Origin of the sequence: Paucibacter hankyongi (assembly GCF_037482915.1) — a bacterium.
Taxonomy (GTDB): Bacteria; Pseudomonadota; Gammaproteobacteria; order Burkholderiales; family Burkholderiaceae_C; genus Paucibacter_A; species Paucibacter_A hankyongi.
This window is the reverse complement of the sequence record NZ_JBBHJX010000014.1, coordinates 76,244-99,767: the sequence shown is the minus strand read 5'-3', so window position 1 is coordinate 99,767 and position 23,524 is coordinate 76,244. Positions and strand designations below refer to the sequence as shown.

The following is a 23,524-nucleotide window of genomic DNA, read 5'->3' as shown; positions in this document are numbered from 1 at the left end:
CTCATGCGTAGAAGGACGGCTCGCCCTCGGGCCGGGTCTTGAATCGCTTGTGCACCCACAGGTATTGCGCCGGGTTCTCGCGTACGCGCGCCTCCAGCCAAGCATTCATCTGCGTCGCATCGGCCACCAAGTCGCCACTCGGGTAGCCCTCGGGCGCCGGCCAGGCTTCGACCACATAGCCCTGGCCGCCCGGCAGCATGGTGACGATCAAGGGCTGCACCACCATGCCCATATTGCTGGCGATCTTGGACGGTGCCAGCAAGGTGCAGGTCGACACGCCGAAGAAGGGCACAAAGGCCGAGTCCTTGACTCCGAAGTCCATGTCCGGCGCGTTCAAAAAGGCATAGCCCTGGCGGATCAGCCGCAGCACTGGCCGGATGCCTTCGTGCCGATCCACAAAGGCCGTCTTGCCGAAGCGGGCTCGACCGGCCAGCATGCGGGCATCAAAAACCGCATTGCTCTGCGGCTGATAGACATCCACACCGGGACATTTTTGATTCAGCATCAAGGCCGGCGCGGCCCACTCAAGGCCGGCAAAATGTGGCAGCACCCACATCACCGGTGCCGAGCTGGTTTCGGCCAGTTTGATGTCGCCCTTGATGTGCATCAGCCGCTGCAGACGCTCGGCCGAGGCGAACCAGAGCAAACCGCGCTCCAGCACGCTGCGGCCCATCCAGCCGAAATGCTCGCGCGCCAATTGCTCGCGTTCGGCGGCCGAGCGCTCCGGAAAGCAGAGTTCCAGATTACGCAGTGCGATGCGCCGGCGCCGCTTGGCCAACTGCCACAGCAGCCCACCCAGACCCCGGCCCAGCGCAGCCAACACGGAAAGCGGCAAGAAATGCAACAGCCACAAGAGGCCAATGGCGCCATGCGCCCCCAAGCGAGACCACATCCTCAAGACTCCTGCTTGGCGTCAAGGTCGGCGGGCGCGGCGCCAATGTCCAGGCCCCGCGGCTGCTTGTAGCGGTTGTAGCCCCACAAATACTGGGCGGGGGCAAGTCGGATCAGCTGTTCCATGGATTGATTGATGAGGGTGGCAGCGGATTCTGGCGCGGAATCGGCCGAAATTTGCGGGCCTGGGTAGACATGCACGGCATAACCCTGCCCAGCCGGCAGGCGCTCGCCCCAGATCAACAGCGGCGTGGCGCCGGTCTGCTGCAGCAAGCGCGCGGCCAGCGTCATCGTATAGGCCGATTGACCGAAGAACGGCGCCCAGACGCCGAGCCCCTCGGGCGGCACCTGATCAGGTAACAGGCCGATGGTCTGGCCGCGTCGCAGCGCCCGGATCATCTGACGCACACCGGCCAGTGTGGCCGGCGCCGTCGCCAAGCCGAGTCGGCTGCGCGAGGCTTCAACCACGGCGCGCAACCAGACCTGCCGGGCCGGCCGATACAACACCGTGATGGGCGATTCGGCCGTGGCGAAGCGTTCCGCATAGGCCTGAGCGGTGATCTCAAAGCAACCCAGATGTGGCGTCAACAAGACCATGCCGCGCCCCTGCGCAATCGCTTGCTGAATCAATTCAACCCCGTGCCAACGCACCAGGTCGCCGAGCGGCAGTTGCGCCGGCCGCATCCACAACCAGGGAATTTCCATCATCATCCGGCCCGCTCCGGCAATGCCGCCGCGAGCGGCGGACCAAGCCAGCCCGGCGATCTTCACATTGGCCAGGTAGCGCCGCCGGTAGCTGCCCGAGGACCAATAGGTCAGCCAGCCGAGGCCCGCCCCAATGCCATGCAAGACGCGCAAGGGCAGTTTCGACAAGATTCGGAACAGCAGCATCAACATATTTCTATAATCTCGTTATCGCCGAGTTAATTTGGACAACTTGCGGGGCGATGCGGGCTTTATTCAAGGGAATGAAACATCCGCCGGGCTGCGATGCTCAACAAATGCTGCTAAAGCGTTCGCCGCGTCTCCCGACAGCACGGCAACGCCGATGAACTGTTAACTGGAGTGTAAAAGTGGCGAACAACGATTTTCTCTTTACTTCTGAATCTGTCTCGGAAGGTCATCCCGACAAGGTCGCGGATCAGATCTCGGACGCGATTCTCGACGCAATCTTCGCCCAAGATCCGCGCTCGCGTGTGGCGGCCGAAACCTTGACCAACACCGGCTTGGTCGTGCTGGCCGGCGAAATCACCACCAACGCCCATGTGGACTACATCCAGGTGGCGCGCGACACCATCAAGCGCATCGGCTACGACAACACCGAGTACGGCATCGACTACAAGGGCTGCGCGGTGCTGGTGGCTTATGACAAGCAAAGCAATGACATCGCCCAGGGCGTGGACCACGCTTCCGACGACCACCTGAACATCGGCGCCGGCGATCAGGGCCTGATGTTCGGCTACGCCTGCGACGAAACGCCCGAGCTGATGCCGGCGCCCATCTATTACGCACACCGTCTGGTCGAGCGCCAAGCTCAGCTGCGCAAGGACGGCCGCCTGCCCTTCTTGCGCCCCGACGCCAAGAGCCAGGTGACGATGCGCTATGTGAATGGCAAGCCGCACTCGATCGACACGGTGGTGCTGTCCAGCCAGCACAGCCCCGAGATGAGCGACGGCCAGAAGATGAAGCCCGAGTTCATCGAAGCGGTGATCGAAGAGATCATCAAGCCGGTGCTGCCGCCGGCTTGGTTGCAAGACACCAAGTACCTGATCAACCCAACCGGTCGTTTCGTCATTGGCGGCCCGCAAGGCGACTGCGGCCTGACCGGCCGCAAGATCATTGTTGACACCTACGGCGGCGCTTGCCCGCACGGTGGTGGTGCCTTCTCCGGCAAGGATCCCAGCAAGGTCGACCGCTCGGCCGCCTATGCAGCCCGTTATGTAGCCAAGAACATCGTCGCTGCCGGCCTGGCACGCCAGTGCCAGATTCAGGTCGCGTACGCGATTGGCGTCGCCAAGCCGATGAATGTGACGGTGTACACCGAAGGCACCGGCGTGATCAGCGATGACAAGATCGCCGCCCTGGTCAACGAGCATTTCGATCTGCGTCCCAAGGGCATCATCCAGATGCTGGACCTGCTGCGCCCGATCTACGCCAAGACCGCCGCTTATGGCCACTTCGGCCGCGAAGAACCCGAGTTCACGTGGGAGCGTACTGACAAGGCTGCGGCGCTACGCGCTGCGGCTGGCCTGTAAAGCCTCGAGCGACAGCGAGCTTGTGAGGTTGTCGGCCCTCAGGGCTGCAGCAGGCCTGTAACGAGCGCAACAGCCAACAAAAAGGCCGCCCAGGGTTTCCCGGGCGGCCTTTTTTTCATTCACGTCACAACCGTCAGCTCAGCCCACAAAGCTTCTTGAACGGCCCCAGCACGGCCTCGCCACGGAAGGGCTTGACGATCCAGCCGGTCACGCCAATGGCCTTGCCGCGAGCGCGCAGCTGCGGGTTGTCTTCGGTGGTCAGCATAACGATGCGCACGCTGGTATTGCCCAGCTCGGTACGGATCTTCTCGGCCATGGTGAGGCCATCCATATTGGGCATATTGACATCGCTGACAACCAGTCGGATGTCTGGATCGCCGCGAAGCTGCAAAAGACCATCGCGGCCGTCGGTGGCCACGATCACCTGAAAACCATTCTTCCCCAGAAAGGTGGCCACGATCTCACGCATGGTGCTGGAATCGTCAACCACGAGCACATTCGCCATATCCCAAAGTCTCCCGTCGCAGCGGCTGCCGCGGTTCTAAAAAAGATCCAGCTCGCCGGTCGGGCCGGCCGAGGGCGCATGCGCCATGAACTCGGCAAACTCATCCACCGACCAATGCAGATTGAAGATAACTCGCTGCACAATCACCAGCGGCGGCATGCCCGGCCGGGCCGGATCAGACAAATGGTAGCGGATGCACAGTTGCGGATCCTGCGAGCCGAAGGAAATGTATTTGTGCTGATGGTTGATGACGATCGGCACCTGAATCTGCTGCTTGCTGAGATCCTGCGGCGGGATGTAGCGATTCTTGAACGCGCCCCAGATCAGGTTGGTGGTCTCGCCCAACATATTGTTGAGCTCGCGAAAGTTCAGGTCGCCGCCCATGCCCTCATAGCTGAAGCCCTGGATCAGCCCCTGCCGCAGCGCATTTTCCTCGGTCTGCAACATCATGTAGCCGCGGCACCAGGTGCTTTCGATCGGGATCAGCGTCGACACCTCGCCATGAATGATTCGGTCGTGCACCACATAAGGCGACTCGGCCTCGACACTGGCAAAGGGGAACATCGCCTTCAAGGCCTCACAAGTCAGCTCGACGATGCCTCGCACCAGCACGGTCGGATAGCTGAGGCTGAAGATCGCATGGTCGACCGCCTCCCGCAGGCGAGGAAGGTCCCCACTCGTCCAGCGATGCCGCACCGCAACTTGCTCCTGCAGCGTCAATTCGCGATCGCTGGTGCGGCGCAAAAAGATCGGCAGCTCAGGCCGCAGCTTGTGAATGGCACGCGCCAAGGTCAGGCCATCGGGGCCCTCGCAAGGCAGATCCTCGGCCAGCAAAACGCCGCCTAGATCCTTGTGCTGCGCCAGAGCCGCCAAGGCATCACTGGCCGAGCGCGGCAAGATCTGCAGCCCGACTTGCTGACAGAAGTCGACCAGGCTGGCGTAATGCACCGGGTCGTGCTCCAGCAAAAGAACCTTGGCCGCGAGTTGAGTGGTTTCCGTCATGTCATTTCGGTGCGCAGGCGCCCGCCCTCTCGGCCCATTGGGGCCACCTATTCCGGACTATTTCGGCAGCTTCCGGGTTTTCTGAAGCAAAAGATGGGCTCAATTGCGGCGGCACAATCCGCCCATGCGCACACCCCGTCTCGATGATCTGCGCCGCTACGCGGTCGCTCGCACCCTCTTCACCCCGACCAGCCTGCCGCAGGCGATTACTCGGCTCGGTTTTGTGCAGGCCGATCCGATCCGAGCTCCGGCGCGAGCTCAAGACCTGACCCTGAGGCTGCGCGTCAAGGGCTACCGAGTCGGCGATCTAGAGCGCCGCTACCCGCGCTTGGACGTCGAGGAAGACTGCCTGGTCAACTACGGCTTCCTGCCTCGCGAACACTTGCGCCTGATGCACCCGCGCGTGGCTCGGCGCGGCTGGAACGCAGAGACCACCCAGCATGCCACCCAACTGCTCGCCTTGCTGCAAGAACTCGGCCCGAGCCACCCGCGCGACATCCAGGCCCGGCTAGATCTGGGCAACACTCGCAATGCCTGGGGAGGCAGCAGCAATGCCACCACCCATCTGCTTGACAGCATGCATTACCGCGGCCTCTTGCGCGTCCACAAACGCGAAGCTGGGACTCGTATTTACGCCCCCGCCGAGCACCCCGTCGACGAACGCACGCCGATGGAGAAGGCCCAGGCGCTGTTGCAATTGGTACTGGCCAAATACGCGCCGCTGCCCTCGCGCAGCCTCGGGCAGTTGTGCAGTCTGTTGGGCTATGGCGCGCCGCATCTAGCGGCCGAACTCAAGCAGGCCCTGCTGCTCGCCCGCAAAAACTGGCCCAGCGTGGAGCTCGACGGCCTGCGCTGGTTCTGGCCCGAAGGGGAAAACCCCTGCGCCAAGCGCTGGCAGTTCGATGAGGAATTGCGCCTGCTGGCCCCATTCGATCCGATCGTCTGGGATCGCCTGCGCTTCGAATTGCTGTGGGGCTGGGCCTATCGCTTTGAAGCCTACACCCCGGCACCGAAACGCAAGCTCGGCTACTACGCCCTGCCGATGCTGTGGCGAGGCCAGGTGTTGGGATGGGCCAATCTTGCGGTGCAACAAGACAGCCTGCAAGCCCAAAGCGGTTTCATCAACGGAGACGCGCCGCCGGACAAAGCCTTCGGTCCGGCCTGGCAGGCCGAACTGGCCCGTATGCGCGAATTCCTGGCCTTGCCCGCGGCCTAAGCCAAGGCCGAACGAGCGGCGAGCAAGGCGGCCGCCACCTCGGCAAACCCGATGCCCTGCTCCGCATCCGTCACATAGCTCGGCAGATGCTGCAGCTGCGGCACAAAGCGAGCGATATTGGCCACCCCGACGCTCAAGGGCATGCGTGCGAACATCTGCTGGTCATTGGTCGAATCGCCAACATACAGCCATTGCCCGGGTTCGAAGGCCTCACCCAACACGGCCTGCACCGCCCAGTGTGCGGCCGTCCATTTGCTGTGTTCGCCGATCCAACCGTTGACGTGGATCGAGCTGACGGTGGCGACCAAGCCATGGGCCCGCATCAGCCCACACACGGCGGCGATCTGAGCCTGATCCAGATGGGCAAACTCGCTGTGGTCGATGGCAATGTCGGTCAGGCGCCCGGCCGAATCAGTGGCTAAGCGCGCACCTGGGACTCGGTCCTGGATCTCCGCCGCGCAGACCTGCAGCCGCTCGAAATTGGCAAGTCGGGTAGGCTCATCTTGACTGAAGGCAATGCGCAATTGCTCGCCTTCGCCGCGCAGCATAACCGCGCCGTTCTCGGCCACGATGGCCGCCACCGGCCAAGCCATGGCAAAGGGCTCGCTCCAACCGGCGGGCCGTCCGGTGATGGCAATCACCGGCAGCCCATGCCGACGCAGATCATGCAGGGATTGCAAGGCGGCCGGGGCGATCTGACCGTCGGCGGTCAAGGTGTCATCGATATCGGTCAGGACACCGCGCAGGCCGCGCAGCGAGTCGGGAGGGCATTGGCTGAAAGGTCGCATGGGCAGGATTGTCCGCAAAACAATGGGCTGTTCCCGCAATTGCCAGCCATGATGCGTCTAGAATTGCGCCGTTCCGAGGAGCGTTGCAACCTGCTACACACAGCAGGCCAGGCTCGGAAAAGTTTTGCGCCAGGCTGCATTCAACTTGAATCGACCGGCAAGACCTGCAACCGCGCTCACCCGCTGACGTCTTCGCGTGGGTGATCGGTTTGCCCAAATGATGACGGTAGCGGCTTCAAATTCTGAAGGAGCCCGCAATGACCACCGCTGCATCGACAACCCTGTCCAAAGACCAATACCACATTGCCGACCTGAGCCTCGCCGCCTGGGGCCGCAAGGAAATGAACATCGCCGAGAGCGAAATGCCGGCGCTGATGGCGATCCGCAAGGAATACGCCGCCACCCAGCCGCTCAAGGGCGCGCGCATCACCGGCTCGCTGCACATGACGATCCAGACCGCTGTGCTGGTCGAAACACTGCAAGCCCTGGGTGCCGAAGTGCGCTGGGCCTCGTGCAATATCTACTCGACCCAGGACCAAGCCGCCGCCGCGCTGGTGGCCGTGGGCACGCCGGTGTTCGCCTACAAGGGCGAGACCCTGGTGGACTACTGGGACTACACGCACCGCATCTTCGACTTCGGCGCCAAGGGCACGCCCGGCGAAGGCCCGAACATGATCCTGGACGACGGCGGCGACGCCACGCTGCTGATGCACTTGGGCCAGAAGGCCGAGAAGGATCTGAGCGTGCTCGACAAGCCAGGCAGCGAAGAAGAACGCGTGCTGTTCGCAGCCATCAAGGCCAAGATCGCCGTTGACCCGACCTGGTACACCCGCAAGAGCGCCGAGATTCTGGGCGTGACCGAAGAGACCACCACCGGCGTGCACCGTCTGCAGGAAATGGCCGCCAAGGGCTCGCTGCTGTTCCGCGCCATCAATGTGAACGACTCGGTGACCAAGAGCAAATTCGACAATCTGTACGGCTGCCGCGAGTCGCTGGTGGACGGTATCAAGCGCGCCACCGATGTGATGATCGCCGGCAAGGTTGCCGTCATCGCCGGCTACGGTGATGTGGGCAAGGGCTCGGCCCAAGCCATGCGCGCGCTGTCGGCCCAGGTCTGGGTGACCGAGATCGACCCGATCTGCGCGCTGCAGGCAGCGATGGAAGGCTACCGCGTCGTGACCATGGAATACGCCGCCGACAAGGCCGACATCTTCGTCACTACCACCGGCAACAAGAGCGTCATCCGCCATGAACATATGGCCGCGATGAAGAACAACGCCATCGTCTGCAATATCGGTCACTTCGACAATGAGATCGATGTCGCCGCGCTCGAGAAGTACGAGTGGGAAGAGATCAAGCCACAGGTCGACCACGTGATCTTCCCCGATGGCAAGCGCATCATCTTGCTGGCCAAGGGCCGTCTGGTGAACCTGGGCTGCGGCACCGGCCACCCGAGCTATGTGATGAGCTCCAGCTTCGCCAACCAGACGATCGCCCAGATCGAACTGTTCGCGCACAAGGACGCCTATGACATCGGCAAGGTCTATGTGCTGCCCAAGCACCTGGACGAGAAGGTGGCGCGCTTGCAGCTGACCACGCTGAATGCGCAGCTGAGCGAGTTGACCGAGGAGCAGGCGGCGTATATCGGAGTGCCGAAGCAAGGCCCCTACAAGCCCGACACCTACCGCTATTGATCTGAAGGCTACTACGCGGTCGCCAGGCGTTGTTGCGGGTCCCTCCGCAGATCCTCACGTAGCCCAAGCTACGCTCCGGTCTGCGGATCCGCCCGCGTCTAGCCTGACGACCGCTCGCTACGCCTCGACACACCTGACCCCTCTCCTATGCGCGCTGATCAACTGTTAGTTTCCAAAGGCCTGGCGCCGACTCGTTCGGCGGCGCAGCGGCTGATCACGGCCGGTGCGGCGCAGTGGCAAGGCCCCAAAGACTGGCAGGCGATCCGCAAGGCGGGTGAGGAATTGCCGGAGCACTGCGAGTTGCGGGTCAGCGATGACGCGGAACTGCGCTTCGTCTCGCGCGGCGGGCTCAAGCTGGAGGGCGCGCTGCACCAGAGCGGCTTGAATGTGAGCGGCCTGACGGTGCTGGACATGGGTCAAAGCACCGGCGGCTTCACCGACTGCCTGCTGAAAGCGGGCGCGGCCAAGGTGGTCGGCGTGGACGTGGGCCACAGCCAGTTGCACGAGCAGCTGCGCCAGAACCCCCAGGTGGTGGGGCTGGAGCATTTGCATGTGCGCGAGCTGGCAGGTTCGGCGCTGGCGCAGCACGCGCCGCCCGAAGGCTTTGCCTTGATCGTCGGTGACCTCAGCTTTATTTCGATGCTGGGCGCCCTGCCCCATCTGGCCGCCTGGCTGGCGCCCAAGGGTCAGGTCTTGCTGCTGGTGAAACCGCAGTTCGAGCTGGGCAAGAAGGCGCTGGCCCGCGGCGGCCTGGTCAAAGACGCCAAGCAATACCCGCTGCTGGAAACCCAGGCACGCCAAGCCGCCCGAGAGCAGGGCTGGCAGGTGCTGGGCTATTTTGAGAGTGCCATCACCGGCGGTGACGGCAACAAAGAATTTTTCCTCTGGGCGCAAGCGCCCGAGGCTGCGAAAGACAAGCCATGAGCACAGCAACACCCCGCATTCCAGTCAGTTTCGAGTTCTTCCCGCCCAACACACCGGTGGGCACCGAGAAGCTCAAGACCGTGGTGCAAGACCTGAGCGTGCTGAAGCCGCATTACTTCAGCGTCACCTATGGCGCCGGCGGCTCCACCCGCGACAAGACCCTCAGCACGGTGATGGACATTGCGGCGGCCGGCTTTGAGGCCGCGCCACACCTCTCCTGCGTAGGCTCCACGCGCGAGAACATCGCCGAGATTTTGGCCACCTATCGCGCGCAAAACATTCGCCGTGTGGTGGCCTTGCGCGGCGACCTGCCCAGCGGCACCGCTACCGCCGGTGAGTTCCGTTATGCCTCCGAGCTGGTCGCCTTCATCCGCGAAACCCAAGGCGCGGATTGGCAGATCGAAGTGGCCGCCTACCCCGAGTACCACCCGCAGCAGCGCTACGCGGCCAAGGACCTGCAACACTTCGCCGCCAAGATGCGTGCCGGGGCTAACTCGGCGATCACGCAGTTCTTCTTCAACCCCGATGCCTACTTCCACTTCGTCGATGAAGCACGCAAGTTGGGTGTGGACGCGCCGATCGTGCCGGGCATCATGCCCTTCCACAACTACGCTCGCATCGCCCAGTTCGCGGCACGCGACGGCATTGAGATCCCGCGCTGGGTGGCCCTGAAGATGGAAGGCTATATGGACGATGTGGCCAGCATTCGCGAATTCGGGCTGGAGGTGATGACCCGCGTTTGCGAGCGCCTGATCGCCGGCGGCGCGCCCAGCATCCACTTCTATACGCTCAATCAATCCGCTTTGACGTTGGAGTTGTGCAAACGCCTCAGTCTTGGCTGAGCTTCTTGCGCAAGATCAATTTGAAGAAGCCCTCCCCGCGAGGGCTTTTTTGACTTTGCGTTAGATCAAGGGTTTACCCAGGCCAACAGCTTCAAATCTCTTCCATCGGGGCTGTTCCCGGCTTTTTAGGAAGTAGATCAATGACAAGCAAGCTCTTCAGCGTTATCGCCACCGTGTCCGCAGCCGCCGCTTTGGCCTGCACCTCTTTCGCCGCTCAAGCCCAACAAGAAGGCCCTTGGCTGGTGCGCGCACGCGCTGTGCATCTGGATTCGGCCAACACCAACAGCGACAAACTGCGCACCACTTTGAGCGCCGTGGTGGGTTCGCCTGCCGAAGCCTCGATCAACAACAAGTGGCTGCCTGAAGTGGACATCACCTACTTCATCACCCCCAATATTGCCGCCGAGTTGATCCTGACCTACCCGCAATCGCAAGACCTGTCGGTCACTGGCGTGGGCAAGATCGGCAGCTTCAAGCACCTGCCTCCCACCCTGAGCGCGCAGTACCACTTCAGCCCCACCAGCACTTTCCGTCCTTACGTGGGTCTGGGCGTGAACTACACCAATCTGTCCAGCATCAAGTTCGACTCGAACGTGGCGCCGCTGGACCTGAGCCTGAAGAACAACAGCTGGGGCTTCTCCGCACAGATCGGTGCTGACATTGAAGTTGCCAAGAATCTGTACCTGAACATCGACATCAAGAAGGTTCAGATCAAGACCACCGTCTACTCCAAGGGCACGGACATCGGCGAATTCAAGGTCGATCCGCTGCTGGTCGGCGTGGGCCTGGGCATGCGCTTCTAAGCCAGCCTAGCCATTGAAAAAGCCGCTGCCGCCCATCAGGGCCGCAGCGGCTTTTCTCTTTCGACTCGTTCGCCTTACAAGACGGCAAACGCATCCCGCGTCATATTCTCCGGCCCACCCTCGGCGCGGCAGACCACATCGTCCTCGATGCGGATGCCGCCGAAGCGGCCGAGGCGCTCCACCAAGGCCCAGTCCACCGAAGCAGATGCAGGGCTGGCCCGCAGTTGGCGCAACAGTGTCGGGATGAAATACAGCCCCGGCTCGATCGTCACCACCATGCCGGCTTGCAGCGTGCGGGTCAGGCGCAAATAGGGATGGCCCTCGGGCTTGGGCGCCAGCGCGCCACGCTCGTCAGCCATGAAGCCACCAATGTCGTGCACCTGCAGCCCGAGCAGATGGCCGATGCCATGCGGCATAAAGCTCGAGGTCACGCGTTCAGCGAGTTGTGCCTCGACGCTCATCTTGACGATGCCCTGCTGCTGCAGGATGGCAGCGATACGACGATGGGTGCTGAGATGTATCTCACGGTAGTCCACCCCGGCGCGCACCTCGTCCACCAGCGCCAGCTGGGCGCTCTCCATTGCGGCCAGCAGCGCGTCGAACTCGGCGCTGGCGGCATTACCATGGGTCCAGGTGCGGGTGATGTCGGAGGCATAACCGTTCACCTGAGCGCCCGCGTCGATCAAGAAGCTGAGGCTCTCTGCGGGACGCTGCTCGTCTTGATACTGGTAGTGCAGCACGGCGCAGTGCTCGTTCAGCGCAACGATGCTGCCATAGGGCAGATCACGGTCGGTGTGCCCGGCGGCAATCAAGTAAGCGCGGTGGATCTCGGCCTCGGAGCCGCCGGCCAAAAAGGCAGCGCGCGCGGCCAGGTGCGCTGGCGCGGCGCGGCGTGAGGCGGCACGCATCTGCTCCAACTCATACTCGCTCTTGCAAGCTCGTGGGTAGTGCAGCAGGTTCAGCAGGTCGGCGGGGTTGTTCGGCTGCACGCCGTCCAGCGCCGCATCGGCCTCACCGATGATGGCCAAGCGGCCGGGCACTTTCAGATGAGCGGCCGCATCCTCGGCACGGCTGATGACGATCAGTTCCACATGCTCAATCCATTCCCCGGTCGGAGCGCTGGGCGGCACATGCCAGTAATCATCGGGCTGGTAATAGACCACGCGCGGCTTGTGACCGGGGCGCAGCAAGAGCCAGCTATTGGGGTGGTTGACCAAGGGCAGCCACTGCTTGAAATGCGGATTGGGCTGAAACAGATAGGGCCGATCGTCCAGAAAGGCAAATTTCTCGATGCCGGAGGCGATCAGCAGCGCGTCGAAGCCGCAACGGGCCAGCGCGCTCTCGGTGCGCTGCTGCAGCAGGGTCAGGTGTTGAGCGTAGGTAGTCATGGGCGCAGATTGTCAGCCATGGATGTCCCAGACCACACCCTCTTCGGTCAGCATTGCTTCCAGCGGCACATCATGAGGCTCGGCCTTCAACAGCGGCTGAAAGCCATGTGCATAAGCAATACCGGCCGTGGCGGGGCGCGGTTGCAAGGCGGCCAGCGTGCGATCCATAAAGCCCCCGCCATAGCCCAGGCGCAAGCCGAAAGGTCCATAGCCCACGCAAGGCACGATCAAGAGCTGCGGCTCGAACACCTCGGTGTCCTTGGGCTTGGGGATGCCGTAAGCATCCTCCTCCATCGGGCAGCCGGGATACCACACGTGAAAGCGCAGCGTGCCATGGGCCTTGTCCACCACCGGCAGGCCGATGCGGCGCTCGGGGTGGTTCTCGCTCCAGCGGTACAAGGCCGGCAGCGGGTCAAACTCGCCCTTGATCGGCCAATAAGCACCAATCGTCAACTCGGGGCGGCGCAAGAGCCAAACGCGCAAGACCTCTTGCAAGTGGTCGGCGAGTTCCAGCCGATGCGGCAGATTCAGGCGATCTTCGATCAGCTTGTGGCGCAAAGCGCTGCGGTCATTCAGATCCACGGACAATTCCCCTGGCAAAGGACGTAACAATCAGCCGGTACTTGGCTCGAGGTCTCGCGCCGGCTGAGTCTGATTGTGAGTGCAGTCGGCGTCCTGCCCCGGGCCATCCTGTCCGTTCAAACCCTTAATTTGACGCATGGCAAACCATCAAGAACTGCTGGACCACAGCCTTGAGCTGCTCAGCCCCCTGGGCCCCTTGCGCCATCGCCGCATGTTTGGTGGCTGGGGCATTTACGTGGACGACCTGTTCATCGCCATCATCGCCTTTGATCAGCTCTACCTGAAAGCCGACGCCCAGACTCGCGAGCAATTCCTGGCCGCCGGCTGCGCACCCTTTCAATACGAGCGCGAAGGGCAAGTGGCGACCTTGGGCTACTTCGTGGCGCCCGAGGAAGCAATGGAGTCTCCGGCGCTGATGGAGCCTTGGGGACGGCTGGCGTTGGGTGCCGCGCTCAGAGCACGGGCTGAGAAAGCTCGCCCCAAGACGTCCAAAGGCTTGACCAGGGCCAAGAAGGCGCCAGTCAAACGAACTACCCCTTGAGCTTACTTACATCGGAGCTACGCGAGTTGCTGCTGGTACAACTTTCTTCTCGCCCCTCTCAAGCCGCTAGAGTTCGCCGCATGCTGTCGAGGCATCCCTGAGGCGTCTATGAGAAATTCGCTCACTCAGACCCTCCGAAGGCTCCTGTACCTCGTGCCGAAAACACTGTCCGCTCCCCTGGGCGTGGCTTTTGCCTATTTATTCAGCCAGCGTCGACAATGGCGACATGGAAATAGTGCCCACACCGTCCAGCGTCTCAGGCTGCAGCGCCTGGCAATAAGGCCCAGGGTACGTCTCGGACCTTGCCATTAACAGCAACACTCTTTGCTTGAATCATGACCATCGCCACACTCTCGATCGCGCTCTTCATCTGCAGCTTCGCCACCCTGCTCTATGGTTACTTCAAGAACCACCGCCAGATCATGTTGGCTGCAGCGATTGCACTCTATCTTTCGGGCGTGTTCGGCGACTATGCGCACGTCGCGATGAGCGATGCACAGTCCGGCTTCCAGGCGGGTGTTAAAGCGACATCAGCCGCCAGCTCTCCGAATGGGGCTGCCGCCGAAAAGTGAGGCCGTACGCCCAGCAGAGCAGCATTCTTTTGCTATCGCTGAAAGCCGACGAAGGGGCTTGACCCTGGGGCCCAGCAAAGCGGCAATGCCCGTCGCTGCACTTGCTTCGCTAGACTTTTGTCAGCCTCTTCTTCCGCGCCCTTCAGTTCATCCCGCCCATGCAAGCCCTGCTCAACGCCATCGCCACGATGGCCCTGCCCGCCGACGCCCAGCGCATTTTTCATGGCCGAGGTGGCCTCTACCCTGGTTGCGAGCAGTGGTCGCTGGACGCCTATCCGCCGGTGCTGGTCTTGACCAGCTTTGAGCCCTGCAGCGATGAAGTATTGGCAACCATCCACGCCGCTCTCGCCGCGCGCTGGCAAGACCTGGCCCCAGGGCAGGCGCTGAACTGGGTCTACCAATGCCGCGCCGAAGGGCAGCTCAGCGAGACCCGCTTGATGGCAGGCCAGGTGCCGGAGCCTCATGTGGTGGTCGAGGCCGGCGCCCGCTATCAGGTGCATGTGCTGAAAGGCCAGAACCATGGCCTGTTTTTGGACATGGCCGAGGGCCGGCGCTGGGTTCGCGAGTTTGTGCAGCAGCGGCGCGCCGTCAAACCCGAGCTGAAGGTGCTGAACCTGTTCGCCTACACCTGCGCCTTCTCGGTGGCGGCGCTGCAGGCCGGCGCGCACAAGGTCGTCAATATGGACATGAGCGCCGGCGCTCTGGCCATTGGGCGACAGAACCATCGCTTGAACGATTTGCCGACCGGCCATGAGGCCGGCGCCAGCTTCCTGGCCCATGACATCTTCAATTCCTGGGGCAAGATCACTCGCGGCGGGCCTTATGAGCTGATCATCCTGGACCCGCCCAGCTATCAAAAAGGCAGCTTTGTGGCGACCAAAGACTACGCCCGCCTGATGCGCCGCCTGCCCGATCTACTGGCCTCGGGCGGCCATGCCATGCTGTGTCTGAACACACCCAAGCTTGATCAGGCCTTCTTGAAAGACCAGATGCAGGCCCTGGCGCCGGAGTTGCAGTTCGTCGAGCGCGTGGCCAACCCGGCGGTGTTTGCCGATGTGTCGGACGAGCGATCGCTGAAGGTCTTGATTTACAGAACCCCGGGCTGACTGACCGCCGCCAAATCAACCAAGGCCTCTTCGTCACCGTTCATATAGAGCCGCTTTCCCAGCCGCGGGTAGTCACAGACATCCAACTCCAACTGCGTTCGTGCCGCGATAAAGACCAGAGGCTCTGTGCCGGTGTTGATCAAGGTGTGCGCCGCACCCTGGGCCGCAAAGCCAAGAAAGTCGCCAGGGCCGAGGGCATGCAAGACACCGTCGATATCGGCATGGCCCTGGCCGGCAAGGATGTAGAAGCACTGCTCCTCATACAGATGGCGGTGGTATTCCCAGGCTTGCCGCCCCGGTTGCAGCGTCACCAGTTGAATGCCCAGGGCTTTTAACCCCGTCAAGTCCGACAAAGATCGACTGTCACGCATCGCCTGCGGATTCAGTGCATGAATCTTGCTGAGCTGCGGCAGTACAGCGATATCGGCGGCCTTGAGTAGGCTGACAGGGTTGGTTTGCACCACGGCTGCAAGCTGATCAGGCTGCGGGCTGCAGCGAAGTCAGCGCCATCGCGGACTGTCGCCGTGACCGCGCCACCGGCCGAGACGCAAACTCTTTGCACGCAGCCGGCGGCACCAGCAGCTGAAACGCCGCTTGCGGCCAGGCCTCCAGCACCACCTGACTGCCCGAGGCCAGGGCCAGGCTTTCGCCGGCTTGCAGCCAGATGTCTTGCGCTGGCGCCTGGGCGCTGCCCTTCAGCGTCAGCCATAGACGGCCTTCGCTGACGCTAAGTTCACGGGCACCGGGCCCAATCGGCAGACTCAAGGCCTCGCCCGAGGCCAGGCGCCACAGCGCTTGTTCTTGCGAATTGCTCATGACTTCACTCCCTTCTTCATCCCCTGACAGCATCACCGAAACCGCGGCGACTCTTAACTGACAGGCTTGAATGCTAGGGATGGAGCCTCGGCGCGTCCAATGAGATCGGCGAAATGGATTGATACCATTCACGCATGAATCAAAACGCTGACAACAAAACCGCATCGCCGCCGCGCGCCCAGCCCCAGCCCTTGCGGCAGCGCCCCTTGGCGGTAGGGCCGCTGCGCGCCTTTGAGGCGGTGGCGCGGCTCTTGAGCTTCAGAGGCGCGGCCGAGGAGTTGTTCCTAACGCAATCGGCCATCAGCCGGCAGATCCAATCCTTGGAAGAGGAATTGGGCTGCGCGCTGTTCTTGCGCGGTACCCGCCATGTGCAGCTGACCAGCGACGGCGCGACGCTGCAGGCCACGACGGTGCCGCTGCTGGAGCGACTGGACCAAACCGTGCGGCAGATGCGCGAGAAGCGCTCGCGCCGGGTGGTCAATGTCACCACCTTTGCCTCTTTTGCTTCACTCTGGCTGATCCCGCGCCTGGAGGCCTTTCAGCGCGAGCATCCGGACATCGATATCCGCGTCTCGGCCAATGACGCGGTGATCGAGCTGGACGACAGCGAATTCGACATTGCCCTGCGCTACACCGAGCGTGGCAACACGCCGAACCAAGCCACCCGATTGTTCGGTGAGACCCTGACGCCGGCGGTCAGCCGCTGGCTGGCAGCCCAAGCCGAACAAGGCGAGCGGCCGGCGCTGCGCAGCGCCGCTGATTTGGCGCATTACACCTTGGCCGAGGAGGACGACAGCCGTCCCACGGCCGAGTTCCTGAGCTGGCGGCGATGGTTGCGTGCGCATGGCGAGCCTGACTTGCAACCGCGCCGCTGGATGTACCTGAACTTCACCTACCAGCAAGTTCAAGCGGCATTGGGCGGTCAGGCGGTGGCGCTGGCAAGGCTGGCCTTGGTCAGCGAACAGCTGGAGCGCGGCGATCTGGTCGAGCCCTTTGGCCGGGCGGGCCGCATGAGCAGCCCGGTGGCCTATTGGCTGCTCTGCTCACGCCACAGCGAAGGGCGGCCCGAGGTCATGCAGTTCAGAGACTGGTTGCTCAAGCAGGCCGAGCAGACGCGGCGCGACATTGGCGAAGAGGCCGCGCCGGCCGCTTGAAGGACTCAGTCGGGCTTGGGCCGACTCAGCGAGGGCGGCACCGCCTCCTCAGGCGAGCCTGAGGTGCGGCTGCGAAACAGCGCCGCGCGCGACAGCATGATGGTGGTCACCGGCACCGTCAGTGCAAGAAAGATGATGATCAGCCAGGCATGCAGGGCCAGGCCTTGCTCCAGCGCCGAGAAGTAAATGATGGTGGCCAGGGTCACGCACCAGGCCGCAATGGTGAAGGTCAGCGCTGGCGGATGCATGCGCATGAAAAAACTCTTGAAGCGCACCAGGCCCAGCGCCGCGACAAACACAAACACGCCGCTGGCCAGCAAGAGCAGGGCCACCGGGATCTCCACCCAGAGTGGCAAGGCCAATTCAGGGCTCATTCGATCACCTCGCCGCGCAACAAGAACTTGGCCATGGCCGTGGAGCCGACAAAACCAAACAAGGCGATCAGCAGCGCAGCCTCGAAGTACATGGCGCTGCGGTAGCGAATCGCCAGCACCATCAGCGTCAGCATGGCGATGGTGCACACCACATCCAACGCCAGCACCCGGTCTTGCGAGGCCGGGCCGCGCACCATGCGCCACAAGCACAGGGTCATGCCCGCCACATAGAGCGCCAGGGTGCAAAGAATGGCACCAAACAGGAAGGTACTCATGATTCAAAAATCTCCATCAAGGGGCGCTCGTAGCGCGACTTGATCAGGGCCACTTCCGCCTCCGCATGTTCGAGTTCGAACATATGCACCAGCAAGGCGCTGCGGTCCAGGGCCAGCTCCGACCAGATGGTGCCGGGGATCACACACATGATGGCCGACAAGACCGCCAGCCCATTCGGGTCGCGCAGATCGAGCGGCACGGTGACAAAGCCCCCTTGAGGCAAGCGATCAGCCGGCCGCAGCGTGCCGCACAGCACCCGCCAGTTCCATACCAGCACATCCAGGCCCACCTGCCAAAACAAGCGGAAAGCCAGGCCGGGCTTTTTGAAGCTGCCCGGCGTGGGCCGCAAGGAGGCCGTCAAGCTCGGCGCCAACACGCCCACCGCAATGGCCAAGAGCCAATGCCCGAGGCTGAAGGCATCGTTGAGCAGCAGCCACAGGGCCACCAGGGCCAAGCTCAGCAGCGGCGCGGGGAAGAGGCGCTTCAGCCAGGGCTTGCGAGACGTGGCCCGAGTCATGGCTTGGCCTCCTGCGCTTGCCGCAGGCGTTCTGCGTTGGTCGGCGTGGGCACCGGCTGGGTGCTCAAGACGGCCTCGATATAGCCCTGCGGCTGGTAAAGCAATTGCGCCGTGGCACGGGCGTATTGGAACAGCCCCTCAGCGTGCACCGTCATGGCCACACACACCCCCAGCAGAAGCACGATGGGCGTCAGCTCGGCCACCCGCAAGACCGGCGCTGCGCGGTCCACCGGCGTCCAGAAAAAGCGAATCCCGGTGCGCGACAAGGCAATCAAAGCGAACAAGCCAGAGAGCATCAAAAGGCCCAAGAACACCCAGGCCGGGGCCGACACCGGCGCACTCGGCGGCCCCAGCAAGGCCGAGAGCATCAGCAGCTTACCGACGAAACCCGACAAGGGCGGCAGACCCGCCACCAAGAGGGTGCAGCACACAAAAGCCAAGCCCAGCAAAGCGGTGGCGGCGGGAATGGCGCGCCCAACCAACACCTCTTCGTCCTCATCCAGATTGGCCTCGCGCGCCAACTCTTGTTCGACCAGGGCAAAAGGCAGATGGTCTTCCTCATCCTCCGGCGCACGCTGCGCGGCTGGGTCCGGGTTGCGCGATCGATCCATCAACTCCGCCAGCAAGAAGAAAGCAGCCACCGCAAAAGTGGAGCCCGGCAGGTAGTAGAGCGCGCCGGCCGTCAACTCGGGCTTGGCAAAACCCAACACCGCCATCAAGGTACCGGAGGACACGATCACCGCATAACTGGCCAACCTGGCGGGCCGCTGCGCGCTGAGCAGACCCAGGGCGCCAAAAGCCAGCGTCGCCATGCCACCCCAGAGCAGCCACAAATGACCAAAGCCGGCCGAGGCGCCGGCTTGGTCTGAGAACAAAAGCGTGGACAAGCGCAGCAAGACGTAAACGCCCACCTTGGTCAGCAAAGCAAAGATCGCGGCCGAGGGTGCGCTGGCGGCGGTATAGGCCGGGCTGAGCCAGAAGTTCAGCGGCCACATCGCCGCCTTGGCCAAAAAGGCCACCGCCAAGACCGCGCAGCCGGCGTGCAACAGGGCGCGGTCACTGTCGGGGATATCCGGGATGCGCGCCGCCAAGTCGGCCATATTCAAAGTGCCGCTGACGCCGTAAATCAGCGCAGCGCCCACCAAGAACAGCGAAGACGCTGCCAAATTGATGGCCAGGTAATGCAGGCCCGAGCGCACCCGCGCCGGCCCGCTGCCGTGCAGCAAGAGCCCATACGAGGCCGCCAGCATCACCTCGAAGAAGACAAAGAGGTTGAACAGGTCACCGGTCAAAAAGGCGCCGTTCAAGCCCATGATTTGCAGCTGCAGCAGCACATGGAAATGCGCGCCCGCTTTGTGCCAGCGCGCCGAGGCAAACAACAGCGCCATCAAGGCCACCACAGCGGCCACCACCAGCATCAAGGCCGAGAGCCGGTCCAGCACCAACACGATGCCGAAGGGCACATCCCAGTTGGAGGGCAGATAGACGCCAAAGCCGATGGGCTGCGCGTCCTCCATGGCCACGCTGAGCATCAAGAACACCGCCACGGCCAGATTGCCCACGGCCGCCAACATCGAGAGCAAGGCCTTGCGGCGGTGGCGGCGCTCGCCCAGCATCAGCAGCAAGCAGGCGGCGAGCAGCGGCAGCAGAATCGGCGCCATGGTCAGGTGCGGCATCAGCGCCGCATTGGCCACCAGCGCCCAGTGCGTCAAGAGCGCCATCATGGCTGCGGCTCCTTTGCAGCAGCACTTGGCTCGGACAACTCGTCGGGCGTGCCATCCACATGGTCATTGCCAAAGAAGCCGCGTTGCGCCAGCAAGACCACCAGGAACAGCGCCGTCATCGCGAAACCGATGACGATGGCCGTCAGCACCAAGGCCTGCGGCATCGGGTCAATATAGTTTTGCAGCGTGGCCGGCACGCCGGCAGCCAAGACCGGCTCTTTGTCGATGCCCAAGCGCCCCATGCTGAAGATGAAGAGGTTGACGCCGTAGCCCAAGAGGCTCAGGCCAATGATGACTTGATAGGTGCGCGGACGCAGCAGCAACCAAACGCCGCAGCCGCTCAGCAGACCGATGGCACAGGCCATGACGAATTCCATCAGCTGAGCCCTTTCTGCGTCACTACTGCGACCCGGGCGGCCTGCACAGCCCGCTCGGCGGCTTCTTTCATGTCTTCCAGTTCTTCCTGGCGTTGAATGCGATGCCCACGCACCGCTTGGTGGCCCAGGGCCGTGAGGATCAGCAGTGTCGCCCCCACCACCAGGCTGAACACGCCGATGTCATAGAACAAGGCACTGGCAATATGGATCTCGCCCAAGAGCGGCACGTGGAAATGCGCGGTATGCGTCGTCAGGAAGGGATAGCCGAAGACAAAGGAGCCCATGCCGGTCAGCGTGGCGATCAGCAGCCCGTTGGCGATCCAGCGCTGCGGTCGCAGGCGGATATTGGCCTCCACCCACTGGGTGCCCGAGACGATGTATTGCAGGATGAAAGCGGTGGACAAGACCAGACCCGCCACAAAGCCGCCGCCCGGCTGGTTGTGGCCGCGCATGAAGAGATGCACCGCGAACACCACCGCCACCGGCAGCAGCAAGCGCACCAGCACCGCAGGGACCAGGAGATAGCCGCTGGCCGTATCGGTGGCAGTATTGGCGTGGACCAAATCGGTGTCGATATCACCCGCCAAGGCCTGCTGTTGCAGCGGCAACTCGGTGCTTTCGCTGGCGGGGCGGAAGCGCCGCAGCAAAGCGTAGACCGTCAGCGCGACGATGCCCAGCACGGTGATCTCGCCCAAGGTGTCGAGGCCGCGGAAGTCCACCAACATCACATTGACCACATTGGTGCCAAAGCCTTCGGGCAGGGCGCGCTCCAAGAAAAATGGCGAGATGCTTTGCGAAAAGTCCCGCGTCATCATGGCGTAGGACAGCAAGGCCATGCCGCCACCGACGCCCAACGCCAGCAGCAGATCGCGCGCGCGGCGGACGCGGCGGCGGGCTTTGTCCAGCAGCGTTTCGGCCAAAGCCTCGGCAGCCTCCAGCGCCTCAATCCGCTTGGGCAGCCAGCGCAGGCCGAGCAAGAGCAAGACGGTGGTGACGGTCTCCACCGAGAGCTGGGTCAGGGCCAGATCAGGTGCCGAGAACCAGGCAAAGGTGATCACGGTGCACAGGCCCGCCACGCCCATCATGGCCAGCGCCGTCAAACGCTGGAACTTGGCGGCACGCGCGCAGGCCAAGGCCGCCGCGCCACCGATCAGCCAGAGCAAGGCAAACATCGGCGCAAAAGGCACCGGCGGCCGTTGCCCCGCGAAGAACTGCGCGCCCTGAGCCGCCAGCGCCGTCGCTGCGAGCACAACCATCACCAACAAGAGCAACTGGGTTTGCAGGCGCCGACTGCTGAACAGACGCAACAAGCTGCGCGAGCCAGCGGTCAAGCGCGCCAAGCTTTGTTGGAAGGCGCGCTTGCCACTGAGCGCACCGATGATCGGCGTGCGCTTGAAGTGCTCTCGCTGCAAAGGGCCGCGCAACAAGGCATACAGCGCAATGCCGCCGAACAGGGCGATGAAGCTCATCAACAAAGGCGTGTTGAAGCCGTGCCAAACGGCCAAATCGAATTCAGGCAAGACCCCGCCGACGACCGGCGCAGCAGCCGCGCTCAAGACGCTCTGCATGGTCCATTGCGGCAGCGTGCCCACCAAGAAGCAGGCCAGCACCAATAACTCAACCGGCACGCGCATCCAATGCGGCGGCTCATGCGGGTGGCGCGGCAGCTCGGCGCTGCTGTCGGGCCCGAAGAAGACATCAACCGTGAAGCGCAGCGAATAGACCACGCTGAAGATGCCCGCTAGCACCGCAGCCACCGGCAGCAGCCAGTCAAACCAAGGCGCGCTGGTCACAAAGACGGCTTCGCTGAAGAACATCTCCTTGGAAATAAAGCCATTCAGCAGCGGCACGCCGGCCATGGCCGCGCTGGCCACCATGGCCAGGGTGGCGGTGACCGGCATGCTGCGGCGCAGGCCGCTAAGACGGCGAATGTCGCGGGTGCCGGTCTCATGGTCGATGATGCCCACGGCCATGAAGAGCGAGGCCTTGAAGGTGGCGTGGTTCATGATGTGGAAGACCGCCGCCACCGCGGCCAAGGGGCTGTTCAGGCCCAAAAGCGTGGTGATCAAGCCCAGATGAGAGATGGTGGAGTAGGCCAGCACGCCTTTCAAATCGGTCTGGAAAATGGCGATGAAGCCACCCAGCAGCAAGGTGCACAAGCCCGCGCCGGTGACGATCCAGAACCATTGATCGCTGCCGGCCAGCACCGGCCACAAGCGCGCCAGCAAGAAGACGCCGGCCTTCACCATGGTGGCCGAATGCAGATAGGCCGACACCGGCGTCGGCGCGGCCATGGCGTTAGGCAGCCAGAAGTGAAACGGAAACTGCGCGCTCTTGGTGAAGGCGCCGAGCAAGACCAGCGCCAAGGTGGTGACATAGAGCGGATGCGCCCTCACCTGCTCGCCCGCGGCCAAGACCACATCCAAGTCATAGCTGCCGACGATATGGCCCAGCACCAGCACGCCGGCCAACAAGCACAGGCCGCCAGCGCCGGTGACGGTCAATGCCATGCGGGCGCCGCGCCGCGCATCACGCCGGTGATGCCAGTAGCCGATCAAGAGGAAGGAGAACAGGCTGGTCAGCTCCCAGAACAGCACCAGCTGCAGCAGATTGCCCGACAAGACCACCCCGCTCATCGCGCCCATAAAGGCCAGCAGGAAGGAGAAGAAGCGCGGCACCGGGTCGTCCGGCGACATGTAGTAGCGCGCATAGAGCACCACCAGCGCCCCCATGCCCAGCACCAGCAGGGAGAACATCCAGGCAAAGCCATCCATGCGCAAGACAAAGTTCAGGCCCAGCGAAGGCAGCCATTCAAACTCCTGCCGGATCACGCCGCCGGCAGCGACTTCAGGAAAGAGTAAGGCCGCTTGCAGCACGCAGAACAAGGCCACCGCGCCGGCCAGCGTGGACTCAAGATTGCGCGCATTGGCGGGCAAGACCGCCGCCAACAAGCTGGCCAGAAACGGCAGCGCCACCAGGCTGATGAGCCCGAAGCTTTGAAAGAAATGCTGAATGCTGTCGAACGAAAAAGTCATGGAGACAGGGCTGTCCTTCGCGTGTGATCAAGGCCGCGCAGGCCTGGCCAACCAAGGGTGGGCCAGCGGGACATCAGCCTGCGAGCTTGGCGCCCAAGCATACCGGAGTCATTTTCCAGCGCTAACATCAAGCATCCTCAGC

Annotated in this window: 25 protein-coding genes and 1 riboswitch; of the genes, 10 read left to right on the top strand and 15 right to left on the bottom strand. The window is 63.0% G+C overall.

The window, feature by feature from the left end; genetic code table 11:
- Position 1: 1 nt before the first annotated feature.
- Entirely contained in the window at positions 2-892 is an 891-nt protein-coding gene (locus tag WG899_RS17935; RefSeq protein WP_339597023.1) for an LpxL/LpxP family acyltransferase, read from the bottom strand.
- 2 nt (positions 893-894) lie between these two features.
- Positions 895-1,788, bottom strand: coding sequence for a lysophospholipid acyltransferase family protein (locus tag WG899_RS17930; RefSeq protein ID WP_444718869.1), 894 nt, complete (start codon positions 1,786-1,788; stop codon positions 895-897).
- Between the two features lie 176 nt (positions 1,789-1,964).
- Between WG899_RS17930 and metK the strand changes: the two genes are divergently transcribed.
- The gene (metK, locus tag WG899_RS17925) at positions 1,965-3,146 is read left to right on the top strand and encodes a methionine adenosyltransferase (protein WP_339597022.1); all 1,182 of its coding nucleotides are present in this window, start codon (positions 1,965-1,967) and stop codon (positions 3,144-3,146) included.
- A gap of 133 nt (positions 3,147-3,279) precedes the next feature.
- On the opposite strand, the gene WG899_RS17920 is transcribed toward metK, so the two are convergent.
- A complete protein-coding gene (locus WG899_RS17920) occupies positions 3,280-3,651 on the bottom strand; it encodes a response regulator (RefSeq protein WP_339597021.1) in 372 nt (123 codons plus the stop codon).
- 36 nt (positions 3,652-3,687) lie between these two features.
- Positions 3,688-4,653 carry a chemotaxis protein CheX gene (locus WG899_RS17915; protein WP_339597020.1) on the bottom strand — a complete coding sequence of 322 codons (966 nt, stop codon included), beginning with the start codon at positions 4,651-4,653 and terminating at the stop codon, positions 3,688-3,690.
- Positions 4,654-4,777: 124 nt separating this feature from the next.
- On the opposite strand from WG899_RS17915, the gene WG899_RS17910 reads away from it, so the two are divergent.
- Positions 4,778-5,869 carry a DNA glycosylase AlkZ-like family protein gene (locus WG899_RS17910; RefSeq protein WP_339597019.1) on the top strand — a complete coding sequence of 364 codons (1,092 nt, stop codon included), beginning with the start codon at positions 4,778-4,780 and terminating at the stop codon, positions 5,867-5,869.
- Here WG899_RS17910 and WG899_RS17905 read toward each other — a convergent pair.
- Positions 5,866-6,657, bottom strand: a complete 792-nt coding sequence (locus tag WG899_RS17905; protein ID WP_339597018.1) for an HAD-IIB family hydrolase — start codon at positions 6,655-6,657, stop codon at positions 5,866-5,868. The two genes, WG899_RS17910 and WG899_RS17905, sit on opposite strands and share 4 nt — an antisense overlap.
- Before the next feature lie 69 nt (positions 6,658-6,726).
- Positions 6,727-6,842: riboswitch (S-adenosyl-L-homocysteine riboswitch) on the top strand.
- A gap of 72 nt (positions 6,843-6,914) precedes the next feature.
- Between WG899_RS17905 and ahcY the strand changes: the two genes are divergently transcribed.
- The 4 genes from ahcY to WG899_RS17885 all read left to right on the top strand — a co-directional run bounded on the left by ahcY (position 6,915) and on the right by WG899_RS17885 (position 10,920).
- Positions 6,915-8,351: an adenosylhomocysteinase gene (ahcY, locus tag WG899_RS17900; protein WP_339597017.1), complete on the top strand. Its 1,437-nt coding sequence runs from the start codon at positions 6,915-6,917 to the stop codon at positions 8,349-8,351.
- Positions 8,352-8,498: 147 nt separating this feature from the next.
- Positions 8,499-9,275 (top strand): TlyA family RNA methyltransferase, encoded by a 777-nt coding sequence (locus tag WG899_RS17895; RefSeq protein WP_339597016.1) that lies wholly within the window; start codon positions 8,499-8,501, stop codon positions 9,273-9,275.
- Positions 9,272-10,117: a methylenetetrahydrofolate reductase [NAD(P)H] gene (gene metF / locus WG899_RS17890; RefSeq protein WP_339597015.1), complete on the top strand. Its 846-nt coding sequence runs from the start codon at positions 9,272-9,274 to the stop codon at positions 10,115-10,117. Before WG899_RS17895 ends, metF begins: the two co-directional genes overlap by 4 nt.
- Before the next feature lie 140 nt (positions 10,118-10,257).
- Positions 10,258-10,920, top strand: a complete 663-nt coding sequence (locus WG899_RS17885; protein WP_339597014.1) for an OmpW/AlkL family protein — start codon at positions 10,258-10,260, stop codon at positions 10,918-10,920.
- 74 nt (positions 10,921-10,994) lie between these two features.
- Here WG899_RS17885 and pepQ read toward each other — a convergent pair whose 3' ends face one another.
- The gene (gene pepQ / locus WG899_RS17880; RefSeq protein ID WP_339597013.1) at positions 10,995-12,308 is read right to left on the bottom strand and encodes a Xaa-Pro dipeptidase; all 1,314 of its coding nucleotides are present in this window, start codon (positions 12,306-12,308) and stop codon (positions 10,995-10,997) included.
- Between the two features lie 12 nt (positions 12,309-12,320).
- Entirely contained in the window at positions 12,321-12,890 is a 570-nt protein-coding gene (locus WG899_RS17875) for a 5-formyltetrahydrofolate cyclo-ligase (RefSeq protein ID WP_339597012.1), read from the bottom strand.
- A 136-nt stretch (positions 12,891-13,026) separates the two neighbouring features.
- Between WG899_RS17875 and WG899_RS17870 the strand changes: the two genes are divergently transcribed.
- The 3 genes from WG899_RS17870 (at position 13,027) to WG899_RS17860 (ending at position 15,109) form a co-directional block, all read left to right on the top strand.
- Positions 13,027-13,431, top strand: a complete 405-nt coding sequence (locus WG899_RS17870; protein WP_339597011.1) for a TfoX/Sxy family protein — start codon at positions 13,027-13,029, stop codon at positions 13,429-13,431.
- A 335-nt stretch (positions 13,432-13,766) separates the two neighbouring features.
- Positions 13,767-14,003, top strand: a complete 237-nt coding sequence (locus WG899_RS17865; protein WP_339597010.1) for a hypothetical protein — start codon at positions 13,767-13,769, stop codon at positions 14,001-14,003.
- 158 nt (positions 14,004-14,161) lie between these two features.
- Positions 14,162-15,109: a class I SAM-dependent methyltransferase gene (locus WG899_RS17860; protein WP_339597009.1), complete on the top strand. Its 948-nt coding sequence runs from the start codon at positions 14,162-14,164 to the stop codon at positions 15,107-15,109.
- Here the strand turns inward: WG899_RS17860 and WG899_RS17855 are convergent.
- Positions 15,091-15,573, bottom strand: a complete 483-nt coding sequence (locus WG899_RS17855) for a cupin domain-containing protein (RefSeq protein ID WP_444718868.1) — start codon at positions 15,571-15,573, stop codon at positions 15,091-15,093. The two genes, WG899_RS17860 and WG899_RS17855, sit on opposite strands and share 19 nt — an antisense overlap.
- Positions 15,574-15,586: 13 nt before the next feature.
- On the bottom strand, positions 15,587-15,925 hold the full coding sequence (locus WG899_RS17850) for a DUF2917 domain-containing protein (protein WP_339597007.1): 339 nt from the start codon (positions 15,923-15,925) through the stop codon (positions 15,587-15,589).
- A gap of 134 nt (positions 15,926-16,059) precedes the next feature.
- Here WG899_RS17850 and WG899_RS17845 point away from each other — a divergent pair, with 134 nt between their 5' ends.
- Positions 16,060-17,079 (top strand): LysR substrate-binding domain-containing protein, encoded by a 1,020-nt coding sequence (locus tag WG899_RS17845; RefSeq protein WP_339597006.1) that lies wholly within the window; start codon positions 16,060-16,062, stop codon positions 17,077-17,079.
- Positions 17,080-17,084: 5 nt separating this feature from the next.
- Here the strand turns inward: WG899_RS17845 and WG899_RS17840 are convergent, their stop codons facing one another.
- From WG899_RS17840 to WG899_RS17815, 6 genes are read right to left on the bottom strand one after another with little or no spacing between them, the layout of a single operon-like run.
- A complete protein-coding gene (locus WG899_RS17840; protein WP_339597005.1) occupies positions 17,085-17,453 on the bottom strand; it encodes a Na+/H+ antiporter subunit G in 369 nt (122 codons plus the stop codon).
- Complete coding sequence (locus tag WG899_RS17835; protein WP_339597004.1) at positions 17,450-17,728, bottom strand: K+/H+ antiporter subunit F; 279 nt, start codon at positions 17,726-17,728, stop codon at positions 17,450-17,452. The genes WG899_RS17840 and WG899_RS17835 overlap by 4 nt, the downstream gene beginning before the upstream one ends.
- Complete coding sequence (locus WG899_RS17830) at positions 17,725-18,246, bottom strand: Na+/H+ antiporter subunit E (RefSeq protein ID WP_339597003.1); 522 nt, start codon at positions 18,244-18,246, stop codon at positions 17,725-17,727. The genes WG899_RS17835 and WG899_RS17830 overlap by 4 nt, the downstream gene beginning before the upstream one ends.
- A complete protein-coding gene (locus tag WG899_RS17825) occupies positions 18,243-19,970 on the bottom strand; it encodes a monovalent cation/H+ antiporter subunit D (protein ID WP_339597002.1) in 1,728 nt (575 codons plus the stop codon). The genes WG899_RS17830 and WG899_RS17825 overlap by 4 nt, the downstream gene beginning before the upstream one ends.
- Positions 19,967-20,347 carry a Na+/H+ antiporter subunit C gene (locus tag WG899_RS17820; RefSeq protein ID WP_339597001.1) on the bottom strand — a complete coding sequence of 127 codons (381 nt, stop codon included), beginning with the start codon at positions 20,345-20,347 and terminating at the stop codon, positions 19,967-19,969. Before WG899_RS17820 ends, WG899_RS17825 begins: the two co-directional genes overlap by 4 nt.
- Positions 20,347-23,382, bottom strand: a complete 3,036-nt coding sequence (locus WG899_RS17815) for a monovalent cation/H+ antiporter subunit A (RefSeq protein ID WP_339597000.1) — start codon at positions 23,380-23,382, stop codon at positions 20,347-20,349. Before WG899_RS17815 ends, WG899_RS17820 begins: the two co-directional genes overlap by 1 nt.
- Between the last annotated feature and the right edge of the window lie 142 nt (positions 23,383-23,524).